This window comes from Gluconobacter albidus, from assembly GCF_002005485.1.
GTDB lineage: Bacteria > Pseudomonadota > Alphaproteobacteria > Acetobacterales > Acetobacteraceae > Gluconobacter > Gluconobacter albidus.
Genome location: NZ_CP014689.1, coordinates 2,561,299 through 2,575,138, shown reverse-complemented (window position 1 = coordinate 2,575,138; position 13,840 = coordinate 2,561,299). Strand labels below are relative to the sequence as shown.

Below are 13,840 nucleotides of genomic sequence, written 5' to 3'. Positions count from 1 at the left end.
GATGCCGCTCCTTCGGCAGCAACCGCGCAGGCATGAACGCGTGTTTACGGTCCGGGCCATAGCCGCGGCGGCCTGCGGCTGGTATCGGGCAGGAATGGGTAGCCCGATGTCTCTCCCCCCCGATCCGGACCTGCGCCGCACATTGCGGCAGATCGTTCCGTGGCGTGCCGCGCTGACGATCGGCGCGATGCTGGTGCTGGTGGCAGCACTCCAGCGGCTGCCGTTCATCCATCATCTTCTGGAAAATGCTCCGCACTGGCGTGAGACGCCGGGCGCGCCGCTGTGGTTCCTGCTGCTGGCCGTGCCCTACAGCGCGTGCGGCCTGCCGCGTCAGGCACTGTGCGTGGCGGCGGGGCTGGCCTTTGGATTATGGGGCGGGCTTGTCCTGTGTTCGCTGGCCTATATGCTGGGGGCGGTTCTGGCGTATGGCTGGGCGCGACTTCTGGCGCCGGCGGCGTTCCGGGCGCGGTTGCATGACAGGCTGGAAGCGGATTATGCCGCTCTGGCCCGTACGCTCCACGCAAAGCCTTTCCGGGCGGTGCTGACGCTGCGGCTGATGCCTGTGGGGTCCGCCCTGCTGGTTTCGACGGCAGCGGGGCTGTTTGAACTCCCGTTGCTGCCGTTCTCGGTCGCGACCTTTCTGGGCGGACTGCCGCAGACGCTGATTTTCGTTCTGGTCGGGTCCGGGACGCGGATCGGGCATGTCCTTCAGTTGGGGCTTGCGGGAATCCTGTTCGTCGTGTCGGGTGTGCTGGGCGCTGTTCTGCTGCGTCAGCATGGCCGTGAACAGGATGCACCCTGACCACGCCATCAGACCATCAATCCGCAACCTGAAGTGAACAGGCAGACGCGCATGACAGACCAGACCATGAGATTCAGACGGGGAGATTCCCTGCCCGCATGGCTTCCGGTTCTGCTGGGAATTTTTACGGCTGTCGGGCCGGTCTCGACGGATGTCTATCTTCCGGCTCTCCCCGAAATGGAGCGCCAGCTTCACACGGCGGCGGGTTCGGGCAGTGCGACCATGGCGGCCTGGGTGATCGGGCTGGCCATCGGGCAGATCAGCATCGGCCCGATTTCGGACCGCTTCGGCCGTCGCTGGCCGCTGCTGATCGGCATGCTGGGTTATACGCTCGGCGAAATTGGCTGTGCGATGGCGCCCAGCATGACGTTCCTGTGCCTGTGCCGTGTCTTTTCCGCCATCATGGCTTCCGCCGGACTTGTGGTGCCGAATGCGTGCATCCGGGATCTGACGGAAGGGGACGAATCGTCAAAAATGATGTCCCGGCTGATCGTCATTCAGGGCACCGTGCCGATCCTTGCCCCCATGCTGGGCGGTTTTGCGCTGAAATTCGTGGACTGGCGCATGATCTTCTGGGCCACGGCCGTCTATGGCGGGCTCTGCACCCTCCTGCTGATGACGGTCTTTCCCGAAACGCTGGACCCGCAGGACCGCCGGGATCTGCGTCCGATTTCCATCATCGAACGCTACACCTATATCCTTCGGACCCGCAGCTTCATCACGAATGGTCTGGTCTGGAGCTTTCTGGGATTCGTGACCTTTACCTACCTCACGGCGGCGCCCATGCTGTTCGAGGACGTGTTCGGAATGTCGCCGTTCCATTATGGCATGCTGTTCGGGCTGTTCGCGATCTGCATGATCGGGGCGTCCGCCATCAACGGGCAGCTTGTGGGGCGCGTCAGTACGGGCAGGATGCTGTTTTCCGCGCTGGGGATCAGTCTGGCCGGGTGTGCGGTTCTGCTTCTGCTGGCGCTGGTGTCGAACTACGATCTCGATCCGCAGGGGCATATCAAGGCGATGTTCCTGTGGCCGCTCATCGTAGCCCTCGTCATCACCATGGCGCCCACGGGCGTCATCGGGCCGAATGCCATGGTCGGCGCGCTGTCCGAACAGTCCGACCGTGCCGGTTCGGCCTCGGCGCTGGCTGGCACGATGCAGTATCTTTTCGGCGCCGTGGCGAGCGCACTGTTCGGACTGATGCCGTCCGGGACGGCCGTTCCGATGGCGATCTTCATGACGTTTGCCTTCGTTGCCGCCATGGGATTTGCCCTGCTGCGGCCCCGCCTGCCGGTCATTGCGGAACCTCCGCGCCATTCCTGAGGAAACACCCGTCATGAAAGCTCTGCTTGTCGAAGATGACGCCGCCATCGCGCTGGTGGTCGAGACGGTTCTCCAGCGGGAAGGCTGGACGGTCCGGCATGTTCTGGACGGTCTTGCGGCTCTGGAAGGGGACGGGGCGCCGGATCTTCTGGTGACGGACCTCAACCTGCCTGGCGCCAGAAACGGGTTGGAAATCGCGCATCTGCTGCGGGAGCGCAGCCCGCAGATGGCGGTCGTACTCATGTCCGGCGATTATGAAGACCGCGACACGGCCCCCCATGGCATGGCCGTGCTGCCCAAACCGTTTCGCAGGGCCGGGCTTCTGGCAGCCATCGCACAGGCGACGGACGCAATCCGCACCTGAGGCCGGACCTGAACCCGGGGGTTGAGTTGGGGGGGAGACTCCCCTACATGCCGCGCTGTTTGCCATGACCAGATGAAAGCCGTGCCACCATGTCGTTTCAGGATCCCCAGCCGCTCGATCTCAAGAGTTACATCCGCGAAATTCCGGATTTTCCGAAGCCGGGCATCCTGTTCTACGATATCTCGACCCTGATCCGCTCGCCGGACGCCTGGCAGGTCGCCACCGCGCGTCTGGCCCGTGCGATCGCCGCCTGGCAGCCCGATATGCTGGCCGGAATCGAGAGCCGCGGCTTCCTGACCGCCGCTCCGCTCGCGCTGCGTCTGGGCTGTGGTTTTACGATGCTGCGCAAGCCGGGCAAGCTGCCAGGCAAGACCATTTCCCTGAAATACGGCCTCGAATATGGCGAGGACGAGCTGCACATCCAGGCAGACGCCATCAAGCCGGGCCAGCGCGTCGTGGTGCTGGACGATCTTCTGGCGACGGGTGGCACGCTGGCAGCGTCCGTTGATCTTCTGCGCAAGGTGGGCGCCGAGGTTGTGGGTGCGTCCGTGCTGATCGAGCTTGCGGATCTGAAGGGCCGTGACAAACTGGACGTTCCGCTGAACGCTCTGATGACGTACGACGAGTAAGGCGACGAATAAGGGAACACGATATGTCGGGCACCTCTTCCGAAAGGATTTCCGCACTGTGGCAGACACGGTACCGCACGCCGGCGCCGGAAACCCTGCCGGATAATGCGGTGCTCGACCTGCTGCTGTCGCATCATTCGGTCCGGGCCTATCTGCCTGACGCCCTGCCCGAAGGCACGCTGGAGGCCGGGATTGCGGCGGCGTCCTCGGCTGCGACCTCCAGCAATCTTCAGGTCTGGTCCGTCGTGGCTGTCGAGAACCCGGAGACGCGGGCCAGACTCGCCGAACTGTGCGGCGGCCAGAAGCATATCGAAGTCGCGCCCCTGTTCCTCGCATGGATCGTGGATCTGTCCCGGCTGGAGCGGATCGCCGATCGGGCAGGGACGGGACATGAGGCGCTCGACTATGAGGAAATCTTCCTCATGGCGACGCTCGATACCGGTATTGCGGCCCAGAACGCCGTCACGGCCTTCGAGTCCCTCGGGCTGGGCACGGTCTATATCGGCGGCCTGCGCAACCATCCCGAAGAGGTGGCACGCCTCCTGTCCCTGCCGCCGCGTTCGGTGGCAGTGGTGGGGCTCTGTGTGGGCCAGCCCGATCCCGCAGCCCAGAACGGCCACAAACCACGTCTGGGGCAGGACGTGGTTCTGCACCGCGAGCGCTACAGCACGGAGACCGAGGCTGAGGGCATCGCGGCCTATGACCGGGTGGCGGACGACTACCAGAAGGAACAGGGCCTGTCGTCGCGCGCCTGGTCGGAAACGGTGGCCAAACGTGTGGACAGCTTCAGGGGCCTGAGCGGCCGTCACGTCATGCGCACGGTGCTGCATAAACTCGGTTTTCCGTTGCGGTAAAAACTACAGAGAGAAGTTTTTGGGTTCCGCCTTTTTTCGAAAAGGCGGGGAGCGTCGAAGCTTTTTGGAAAAAGCTTCACCAAAAACTTTCAAACTGCTGGCTATCGTTGTCAGTGCGGGGGCTGTGTTCTGACCTTCATTCTTCCTCCCGAACTTCCCGTCACGGCGATTCTGCCGGAGCTTCTGGCGACGTTGCAGACACAGCCTAACGCCGTTCTCGTCGCGCCTCCGGGTGCGGGCAAGACGACGCTGACGCCGCTTGCGCTTCTGGACGCGCCGTGGCTGGGAGCGCAGCGTCTGATTCTCGTGGAGCCGCGTCGCGTGGCGGTTCGAGGGGCGGCCTCGCGCATGGCGTCGTCACTGGGTGAAAAGCCGGGTGGCATCGTAGGGTTCCGCACGCGCACCGATTCCGCAATGTCCGCCAGAACGCGCATCGAGGTCGTGACCGAGGGTCTGCTTCTGCGCCGTCTGTTGACCGATCCGCTGCTGGATGGTGTGGGTGCGGTGCTGTTCGATGAAGTGCATGAACGCTCGCTCGATCTGGATGCGGCGCTGGCGTTCTGTCTGGACATGCAGCGCGAAATGAGGCCGGATCTGCGGATTCTGGCCATGTCGGCCACGCCCGATGGCCGGGCGTTCACGACGCTGATGAACGCCCCGCTGATCGAGAGCGAAGGCCGTCAGTTCCCCATCGACATCCGCCACACCCGCGATATTCCCCACATGCGGGACCTGCCGGAAGTCTGCGCCCGCGCGATCCGTCAGGCGCTTGCGGAAGAAGACGGCGATATTCTCGCATTCCTGCCCGGCGTCGGCGAAATCCGCCGCACACAGGCGCTGCTGGACGGCACGGTCCCGGTTTTCCCGCTGCACGGCGAACAGACGACCGAAGATCAGGACCGCGCCATCGCGCCGTCCGACACGCGCCGCGTCGTGCTGGCGACGTCCATCGCCGAAACCTCCGTCACGGTTTCGGGTGTGCGGATTGTTGTGGATGGTGGTCTGCGCCGGGCCCCGCGGCTTGATCCGAATACGGGTCTGTCGCGGCTGGAAACGCTGAAGATTTCCCGCGCCACCGCCACCCAGCGCGCCGGCCGTGCGGGGCGGCAGTCTCCGGGCATTGCCATCCGCCTGTGGTCGGAGATGACGCAGCGCAGCCTGCGCCCGCAGGACGCGCCGGAAATTCTCGTGGCCGATCTGACGGATTTCGCGCTTGTCACCGCCGCCTGGCAGGAGGTCATGGGAACGGCTCCCGACAGCCTGCCGCTGCTGGACACGCCGCCTGCCGGCGTTCTGGCCGGCGGGCGCGAACTGCTGCGTGAACTCGGTGCGCTGGATGATGCCAACCGCATTACGGCGCTTGGCAAACGCATGGCGTCCCTAGGCACGCATCCGCGTCTGGCCGCGATGCTGTGCGCGGCCCGGACCCTGCCGGAGCGCGTGACGGCGGCCTGTCTGGCGGCGTTGCTGGAAGAACGCGATCCGCTCCGTCCACGCCCGAACCGCCCGTCCGGTCCTGCCCAAGGAAATACGTCAGGAGCCGATATCCGCGTACGTTTCGCCCTGTTCGAGCGCGATGACCCGCGCGCGGACAGGGCCAGCCTGTTCCATATGCGTCAGTCCGCCAAACGCTTCCTGCGCCGGATGGGAGAGCGGGAGGTGCCACTGGTGCCGCTGCCGGATCATGCGGGCGCGCTGCTGGCCGCCGGTTTTCCGGATCGTGTGGCACAGGCGGCGGGCGAGCTTGGGCGTTTCCGTCTGGCGGGCGGAGGCAGTGCCCGCGTCTCGGCCAATGATCCGCTGGCGCGCGAGAAACTGCTGGCCGCGGCGGCGTTTCACACGCGAACCTCAACGGAAATCACGCTCGCCGCCCCGCTGGACGCCGAAAACCTGCCCCGGACCCTTCTGGACCGGACCCGCGAGCAGGTCGAGACGACGCTGGACGGGACATCCGGCCGCATCATCGCCCGTCGCAGGCTCCGTCTGGGCGCGCTGGTCCTGCGGGATCGCAACGGCGAGATCAGCCCCGAGGAAGCGCAGAGCCTGCTGATGCAGCAGATCGCCGCGACTCCGGCGCAGGCCCTGACCTGGACGGAGGCCGGGCGTCAGTTTCAGGCCCGCGTGGCTCATGCCCGCGCGACCTATGCGCCGCATCTGCCGGATATGTCCGACGGCGGCCTGGCGGCGTCTCTGGAATGGCTGGAGCCGTATCTTGCGGGATGTGACCGTCTCGCGCAGGTCAGGGCGCTGGACCTGCTGTCCATCCTGCGCGCGCGGCTGGACTATGCCGATCTGTCCGCGCTGGACCGCAAGCTCCCGCCGCGTCTGACACTGAAAGCCAGCACGCACGATATTGACTATACCGGCGCGGTTCCTACGGTTTCCGCCCGTGCGCAGGCCTTTTACGGGACGGCCCGGACGCCGGAACTTGCGGATGGACAGCTTGCCCTGCAATGCGCGCTGCTGTCCCCAGCCGGACGTCCGCAGGCGATCACGGCGGATCTGGAAGGCTTCTGGAAAGGGAGCTGGGCCGATATGCGCCGGGACATGCGGGGCCGTTATCCCCGCCATGACTGGCCTGAGGATCCCGCAACGGCAGAGCCGCCGAAACCGCGTTCGAAATCTCAGCAGGGGCGCTGAATCGTCAGGATCTTGGGATGTGGAACAATTCTGTGTTAGCAGCTTTGATATGACGATGTTCCTGTCCTGTTTCCCATGAACCGCACCCTGCAGGCTGCTGCAATCGGTGCCGGAACGGCCACTGTGGTGACGGTGGGGCTGATGCTGGCCCTGCGCGGTCATGGCAACAGCCCGCAGAGCGTTGCACATCCCATGGAACAGCCGCAGAAACCGGCGGCCATGCCGGCCCCCGCGCCAAAACTGCTTCCGACCATCATTCCCGACCGTACCGTCGCGGGCGAAAACACGGACGCGCATGGCATCCCTACACAACCCGCCGTCGTCCCGGCTCCGGCCCCCGCTTTGCCGCCGCTTCTGGTCAAATACGGCCCGCTGAGTTTCGCCCCCTTGGTGCGGCAGGTGATCCCGGCCGTCGTCAACATCGCCATCACCCAGAACAGCCCCGACGGCCACGACCATATCCCGCCCCAGATCCGCGGCACGCCACTGGAAAAGCGCTACCGGGACCGGATGAAACGCCAGCAGGAAGAAATGGTCGGCGCGGGATCGGGCTTTATCGTCGATCCGTCCGGGATCATCGTGACCAACCGCCATGTCGTGGGCGGGGCGGACAAGGTCGTGGTCTCGCTGTCCAACGGGCATGAAATGCCGGCGCGTCTGCTGGGGGCCGATCCGCTGACGGATATTGCCGTCATCAAGGTCGATAGTCCCGAGCCGCTTCCGCATGTCACCTGGGGCGACAGCCAGCAGACCGATATCGGGGACTGGATTCTCGTCGCGGGCAATCCGTTCGGCTTCGGGTCGTCCGTCACGGCGGGCATTGTCTCGGCGGTCGGGCGCGATCTGGGGATCGGGTCGCTTGACGACTTCATCCAGCTTGATGCCCCGATCAATCCGGGAAATTCGGGCGGGCCGGCCTTCAACATGCGCGGACAGGTCGTGGCCGTGAATGCTGCCATCGTGACGCCTGCGGGCGGGTCTGTGGGGATTGGCTTTGGTATCCCGTCCGAAATCGTGGCGCCGATCGTCGCGGAAATCGAGGCGACTGGCCATGCCGAACATGGCTGGCTCGGCATTACGCTCGATGATGGCGATACGGCGATCGGGATTGCCGGCGTCGACAATGGGGGCCCGGCCCAGAAGGGCGGTCTGCGGCGCGGCGATATCGTGACTCAGGTGGACGGTGTGCCCGTCACCAGCGCGCGGATGCTTCTGCGGAGTATCGCGGCGGCGCGTCCGGGCGTGGTTCTGAGTTTCAGGATCCAGCGCGGCAAACAGTCTCTGACGCTGCCCATCCATATCGGTCCGCGTCCGCAGGATGCGGATGACTGAGCCACTTCGCAGGTCAGTCTGCCTGTGCGGTCTGGTCCTGCTGGCCGGGCTTGGCGGATGCAGCCCCGTGCCGCCGTCACGGGGGCAGAGCGGTTATCGCGACGGACTTTCAGAGGCCTCCCCGTTCTCATGGGGGCCGATCAGCGCCTCGTCCCTGCGCGACGCGCAGCAGGATGCGTTTGACAACGCAATTCCCCGCTAGGCGGCCCGTTTTGTAACAACGGCGTTTGACGGCGCCCTTCAAGCCGGTATTCTTTCCTAAAGGGAACGGCAAGACTGCGTTCGGAAGGAAGAGAGACAACGATGCGTATCCTGCTGGTCGAAGACGATCCTACTGTCCGTGCTTTCGTGCTCAAGGGGCTGCGGGAGGCCGGGCATGTCGTTGATGAAGCGGATAACGGCAAGGACGGCCTGTTTCTGGCCGTCAGCGAGAACTATGACGTCGTGATCCTGGACCGGATGCTGCCAGGCGGCATCGACGGTCTGCGGATTCTCGAAACCCTGCGCGGTCAGAAGAATGCAACGCCCGTCCTGCTGCTCTCAGCGCTGGCGGATGTGGACGAGCGCGTTGCGGGTCTCAAGGCCGGCGGCGACGACTACATGACCAAGCCCTTCGCCTTCTCCGAACTTCTGGCGCGTGTTGAGGCGCTGGGCCGTCGTGGCCGTCCGGAAAGCGCGCCCCAGACGCGGCTTGTGGTGGGCGATCTGGAAATGGATCTGCTGTCGCGCACCGTCAAACGTGGCGGCGAGAAGATCGACCTTCAGCCCCGTGAGTTTCGCCTTCTGGAATTCCTGATCCGTCATGCCGGGCAGGTCGTGACCCGCACCATGCTGCTTGAGCGCGTGTGGGACTATCATTTCGACCCGCAGACCAATGTGATCGACGTGCATGTCTCGCGTTTGCGCCAGAAAGTGGACAAGCCGTTCGACAAGCCCATGATCCACACGATCCGCAATGCGGGCTACATCCTGCGGGCGGACTGATTGGGAATGCTGCTGCGCAAGGTCCGCTGTTTCTGGCTGCTCCTGAAACGGCGCCTGCGCTGGCCGGTCCGTTCGGCCGGGCTGAACTTCGCGCTGGCCTACGGGCTGGTGTTCGTGATTTCGGCCGGGGCGTTCCTGTCCTTCATCTGGTGGAACACGACCGGACAGCTCGACCGTCAGGTGGAGCTTGCGGTGCAGGTCGATGCCGCCGACCTCTCCCATCGCTGGGCGCAGGGCGGGCCGCCCGCGCTCAGCCTCGCCATTCAGGACCGGCTGGACCAGAATGTCGATGATGACGAGCTGTATCTTCTAGTCGGCCCTGACGGGCGCAAATTTGCCGGAAACCTGCCGGGCTGGCCGGTCGTCATCAGCCAGATGGACCAGTTTTATGAGCTGGCCATCAAGCGCGACGGCTTTCGCACCAATGCCAAGATGCACGCCTATGCCCTGACGCAGGGGTTTCGGATGATCGTGGGGCGCGATGTCCGCGGGCGTCAGCTCGTCCGGCACGTTCTGACCGATACGCTGATCTGGGCCTGGGTCATGGTCTCTTTACTGGCGGCAGGCGGGGCGCTGGCGATCCGCAGGATCTTCCGGCAGGTCGTCCGCTCCATCGCGCGCACGACGGCGGCGGTGGCGCAGGGCGATCTGAGTCAGCGTATCCCCCTCACGGGCAATGAAACCGATCTGGTGGCGCAGACCGTCAACACCATGCTCGAGCGGATCAACCGCCTGATGGATGGCGTCAAACAGGTCTCCAACGCCATTGCACACGACCTGCGCACACCGATTGCCCGTGCCCGCGCCAGGCTCGAGGACGCCAATCGTACCGCGACCTCCGCCGGGGAACTTCATGCCGCGATCGACCGTGCGGTTACGGATCTCGACCGGGTGACGTCGATTTTCGAGGCGCTGCTGCGGATTGCGCAGCTTGAGGCGGGCGCGAGGCGGGCGGCTTTCACGCTTCTGGATGTCCGCTCCCTGCTCGATGGACTGAGCGAACTCTATGAGGCGTCTGTTGAGGACGCCGGGCTGCGACTGGTCTTCAGGGCCGGGACCGTGCCGCCTGTGAATGGCGATCCGCATCTGCTGCAACAGGCCGTGGCCAATCTGCTGGACAATGCCATCAAGTTCGCACCGCCCGACACGGCCATTACCCTGTCGGTGGACATGCGTGGCGATCGTCTGGCCATTACTGTTGCGGATCAGGGGCCGGGGATGAGCGAGGACGATCTGGGGCGAGCTTCCGAGCGGTTCTTCCGGGCCGAAACGGCTCGTAACACGCCGGGAGCCGGGCTGGGTCTGTCGCTCGTACAGGCTGTCATGAGTCTGCATGGTGGTGCGCTTGAACTGAAAAACGGGGATCAGGGCCTGTCCGCGACCCTGCTCCTGCCGGTCGTGCCACCCGTCGCAAAGGCTGCATGACGGAAGTTTCATGCCAGCCCCACCCTGCGCTTAGCTGGAATGGGCTAGACAGTCCGTAATGCGCTTTTTCCTCCCTTCGCCGGTGCTGCTCCCGGCCTTCTGTCTGCTCGGCTGTCTGGCCGCGTCGCCGGTCCTGCATCCGGTGCAGCACCAGCCGTCCGGGCGGTCAGATGATGCGATTTCGGTGACGTCCGAGACGGCGGAATACTGTGCGCGGCTTCGCAAAAGCGTGGATAGCGAACTGGCCGCTCCTCCCGCCGCCATTGCGCTGGGGATGATGGAAGACGCACGTCATCTGCGCGCGCAGGGAAGCCTTCTTTGTGCACAGGGGCATGTCCGGGCGGGGATCGAACGCCTGCGTCGGGCGTTGGTCCTGCTGAAACACGCCCCGGAGCCGCGCTGACGCGCTCGGCTGACAGGTTTCGGGGCGTTCCATACGATACCTGCCTTCAGGAGATCCGATGATCCGTCTTTCCTCCCTGATCCGGCCAGCCCCGTTTCTGGTGGCTGCTCTGGCCGTGTCTCCGCTCGCCCTTTCCGGGACGTTCTCCACAGCACAGGCCGCTGACATGCCCCAGACAACGCCACAGACAACGACCCAGCTTGATTTCAGTGTGACCGGCAATGCCCATGCCGCGCCAACGGAGCTGACGGTTCGTCTGTCCGTCCGCTCTGACAGCCCGTCCGCCGCGACGGCCCAGAAGGACGTAAACACCCGCATGGCCGCTGCCCTGAAACTGGCGGGAGGTCAGGCGGGAATCGAAGCGAAGGCGGGGGGATACTCCATTTACGAGAACACGCCTGAGCACGCGCCCAAAAGCTGGACGGCCCGGCAGGAGCTTGAGCTCAGCGGCAAGGATTCCGTGCAGCTTCTCGCGCTGGCCGGGCAACTCCAGTCGCAGTCCCTGATGCTGGAAGGGATGGACTGGTCTCTGGATGACGCCACCCGTGAACAGCTTCTGAAAGATGCCCGGACGACGGCCCTCAAACAGGTCCGCCAGCAGGCGGAGCAGAGCGCACAGACGCTGGGTCTGCGCCTCGTGCGCCTGAAGGAGGTTCGCATTTCATCTCAGGAGCCGGGCCCGCGTCCCGTCATGCTCATGGCTGCCCGTATGGCCGATTCCGCACCACCGCAACGCAGCCCGGATGAGCAGACCCTCCGCGTGAATGTCTTCGTACAGGCGGAACTGTCGCAGTAATGTTTCCGCTGCAGGAGCGTCTTCTGTCAGGGTGTAAAAAAGAAGGATTTTAAGGGTTTCTTAGGGGGCTTTCGCTACCACGGAAAAAAAGGAGCCCTCATGCCCAATTCTTTCCGTTTGCTGGCACAGGACATTATCGCTCTGGCAGATGCGGGCGACGTATCCGCTGCATTCGAAAAGCTGAACGAAGGTGTCCAGACGCTTCCTGAAGAACCGCATTCCGCATTTCTGGCGGGATGTCTGTATGAGCGCCTCAGGGACTGGCAACAGGCACGGCGCTTTTACCTTCAGAGCCTGCATCTGGACGTCAACGCCCCGAGGATCTGGCATCGTCTGGGAATTGTCTGTCTGGAAGCAGGCGATCTGGACGGAGCGGAGCGGGCGCTGAAGGTCGCCATCCAGCAAAAACCGTCCGAGGCGCCGTATTACGTCGATCTGAGCCTGGTTCAGGCCCGCAAGGGCGCGTTCGATGCGGCCCTTGAGAACGCCATAACCGGCGATTCCCTCTGTCCGGACCATGTTCCGGCCATCAATAATATTGCCCATGCGCTTCAGTGCCTTGGGCGGAGCGAAGAATCGCTTCCCTATTATGACCGGGCCATTGCTCTTGCGCCGGAAAATGGCGTCTGTCGTTTCGGACGGGCCGTCAGTCTTCTGAAGATCGGAAATTTCGAGGCCGGATGGCGGGAGTATGAATGGCGCTGGCGGTGCTGCCAGATGCCGCGCACGGATCTTTCCGTCCCGCTATGGGACGGGGAGGACCTGACGGGCCGGACCATTCTGATCCATCACGAACAGGGCTATGGCGATACGCTCCAGTTCATCCGTTTTGTGCCCCTGCTCAAGGCGCTGGGGGCGACGACCGTGGTGCAGATTCCGCCCCCGCTTGTCAGACTTCTGGAGCGGATGGACGGCATTGACAGGGTGATCTCGACGCTTGATCCGTCATTGCCTCTGGATCTGCACTGCCCGCTTGTCGGCCTGCCGATGCGCCTGGGTCTGGCACCGGACACGGCGCCGGAATGTCCGTATCTGTCCGTACCCGTCGAGGAACAGGAGCGTGTGGGCGGCGCTTTGCGGCAGAGCGTGGTGCAGCCCCCCCGGCAGCCCGAACTGATTGTCGGGCTGGTCTGGAACGGTGACCCCCGGCCTCATGATTTCGTCGCCACGCAGGTGGACCGGCGCCGGAGTGTCCCGCTGGAGAAACTCGCTCCCCTGATGGATGTGGAGGGAATCCGGTTCGTCAGTTTTCAGCTTGGTGCCGCGAAAAACCAGATTGTCGAAACCGGTCTGCCCGTGATCGACGTCACGGACGGGATTGTGGATTTCGCGGACACGGCGGCCCGGCTTTATGGCGTGGACCTGCTGATCAGCGTCGATACATCCATGGTGCATCTGGCCGGCGGACTCGGCCTGCCGGTCTGGATGATTTCACGCAGCGATGCCTGCTGGCGCTGGGGCGAAACCGGTTCGACAACGCCGTGGTATCCCAGCATGCGGATTTTCCGTCAGCCGCGTTCGGGAGACTGGGAGACGCCGGCAGCCGAGATTGCGGGCATGCTGCGGCAGTTCGTTGCACTGTACCGCACGAACCTTGCGGCCGAGGCGGCCTGAGGCACAGGCCATAAAAAAACGGCCGCTCCTGCAAAAGAGGCGGCCGGTTTTTCATTCGCAGGATAAAAGCCCCCCTTAGCGGGGCGCAATCACCATCAGCATCTGGCGGTTTTCAAGGCGGGGCATCTGCTCCACCTTCGCCTTTTCTTCGACTTCCTGCCGGATACGCTCAAGCATCTTGATACCGAGCTCCTGATGGGCCATTTCACGGCCCTTGAAGCGCAGGGAAATCTTGACCTTGTCGCCTTCGTCAAGAAAGCTGTGAATGGCCTTGAGCTTGGTCTGGAAGTCATGCTCGCCCGTACCGGGACGAACCTTCACTTCCTTGATCTCAATGACCTTCTGCTTTTTGCGGGCTTCGTTCTTCTTCTTCTGCTGCTCATACTTGAACTTGCCGTAGTCGAGAATCTTCACGACAGGAGGAACAGCGGTCGGGCTGATTTCCAGAAGGTCGAGACCCACCGAAAAAGCGCGCATCAGGGCATCCCGGGTCGTCATGACGCCCTGCATTTCGCCTTCTTCGTCAATCAGACGAACCTGCGGAACACGGATTTCCTCGTTGACGCGCGGTCCTTCACGGGTTGGCGCGGCCTGCATCGGCGGTCTAGCTATGGTCAGCTCCTGTCATCAGTTTCGGTCGGGTCCGGTAGCCTGCATCCGCCTTCACGAAGAAAGGC

The 13,840-nt window shown here is 64.0% G+C and carries 14 protein-coding genes; 13 read left to right on the top strand and 1 reads right to left on the bottom strand.

Going from position 1 to position 13,840, the window contains the following annotated elements; all coding sequences use genetic code 11:
• Positions 1-106 precede the first annotated feature (106 nt).
• The 13 genes from A0U94_RS11780 (at position 107) to A0U94_RS11720 (ending at position 13,163) form a co-directional block, all read left to right on the top strand.
• Positions 107-802 carry a TVP38/TMEM64 family protein gene (locus A0U94_RS11780; protein WP_244178004.1) on the top strand — a complete coding sequence of 232 codons (696 nt, stop codon included), beginning with the start codon at positions 107-109 and terminating at the stop codon, positions 800-802.
• A gap of 51 nt (positions 803-853) precedes the next feature.
• The gene (locus A0U94_RS11775) at positions 854-2,122 is read left to right on the top strand and encodes a multidrug effflux MFS transporter (protein ID WP_062107549.1); all 1,269 of its coding nucleotides are present in this window, start codon (positions 854-856) and stop codon (positions 2,120-2,122) included.
• Between the two features lie 13 nt (positions 2,123-2,135).
• Positions 2,136-2,486 (top strand): response regulator, encoded by a 351-nt coding sequence (locus A0U94_RS11770; RefSeq protein ID WP_062031175.1) that lies wholly within the window; start codon positions 2,136-2,138, stop codon positions 2,484-2,486.
• Positions 2,487-2,575: 89 nt separating this feature from the next.
• Positions 2,576-3,115, top strand: coding sequence for an adenine phosphoribosyltransferase (locus A0U94_RS11765; RefSeq protein WP_062031179.1), 540 nt, complete (start codon positions 2,576-2,578; stop codon positions 3,113-3,115).
• Positions 3,116-3,138: 23 nt separating this feature from the next.
• Positions 3,139-3,969, top strand: a complete 831-nt coding sequence (locus A0U94_RS11760) for an NADPH-dependent oxidoreductase (RefSeq protein WP_077803470.1) — start codon at positions 3,139-3,141, stop codon at positions 3,967-3,969.
• Positions 3,970-4,098: 129 nt separating this feature from the next.
• A complete protein-coding gene (gene hrpB / locus A0U94_RS11755) occupies positions 4,099-6,609 on the top strand; it encodes an ATP-dependent helicase HrpB (protein ID WP_167369408.1) in 2,511 nt (836 codons plus the stop codon).
• Between the two features lie 75 nt (positions 6,610-6,684).
• Entirely contained in the window at positions 6,685-7,941 is a 1,257-nt protein-coding gene (locus A0U94_RS11750) for a S1C family serine protease (protein WP_077803468.1), read from the top strand.
• Entirely contained in the window at positions 7,934-8,143 is a 210-nt protein-coding gene (locus tag A0U94_RS11745) for a hypothetical protein (RefSeq protein WP_077803467.1), read from the top strand. Before A0U94_RS11750 ends, A0U94_RS11745 begins: the two co-directional genes overlap by 8 nt.
• A gap of 101 nt (positions 8,144-8,244) precedes the next feature.
• Positions 8,245-8,925: a winged helix-turn-helix domain-containing protein gene (locus A0U94_RS11740; RefSeq protein WP_011252400.1), complete on the top strand. Its 681-nt coding sequence runs from the start codon at positions 8,245-8,247 to the stop codon at positions 8,923-8,925.
• A gap of 6 nt (positions 8,926-8,931) precedes the next feature.
• Positions 8,932-10,350, top strand: a complete 1,419-nt coding sequence (locus tag A0U94_RS11735) for a HAMP domain-containing sensor histidine kinase (protein WP_062031192.1) — start codon at positions 8,932-8,934, stop codon at positions 10,348-10,350.
• A gap of 58 nt (positions 10,351-10,408) precedes the next feature.
• Positions 10,409-10,753 (top strand): hypothetical protein, encoded by a 345-nt coding sequence (locus tag A0U94_RS11730; RefSeq protein WP_077803466.1) that lies wholly within the window; start codon positions 10,409-10,411, stop codon positions 10,751-10,753.
• 58 nt (positions 10,754-10,811) lie between these two features.
• The gene (locus tag A0U94_RS11725; RefSeq protein ID WP_062031201.1) at positions 10,812-11,549 is read left to right on the top strand and encodes an SIMPL domain-containing protein; all 738 of its coding nucleotides are present in this window, start codon (positions 10,812-10,814) and stop codon (positions 11,547-11,549) included.
• A 99-nt stretch (positions 11,550-11,648) separates the two neighbouring features.
• Positions 11,649-13,163, top strand: coding sequence for a tetratricopeptide repeat protein (locus A0U94_RS11720; RefSeq protein WP_077803465.1), 1,515 nt, complete (start codon positions 11,649-11,651; stop codon positions 13,161-13,163).
• A gap of 75 nt (positions 13,164-13,238) precedes the next feature.
• On the opposite strand, the gene infC is transcribed toward A0U94_RS11720, so the two are convergent.
• On the bottom strand, positions 13,239-13,760 hold the full coding sequence (gene infC / locus A0U94_RS11715; protein ID WP_011252394.1) for a translation initiation factor IF-3: 522 nt from the start codon (positions 13,758-13,760) through the stop codon (positions 13,239-13,241).
• Positions 13,761-13,840 lie beyond the last annotated feature (80 nt).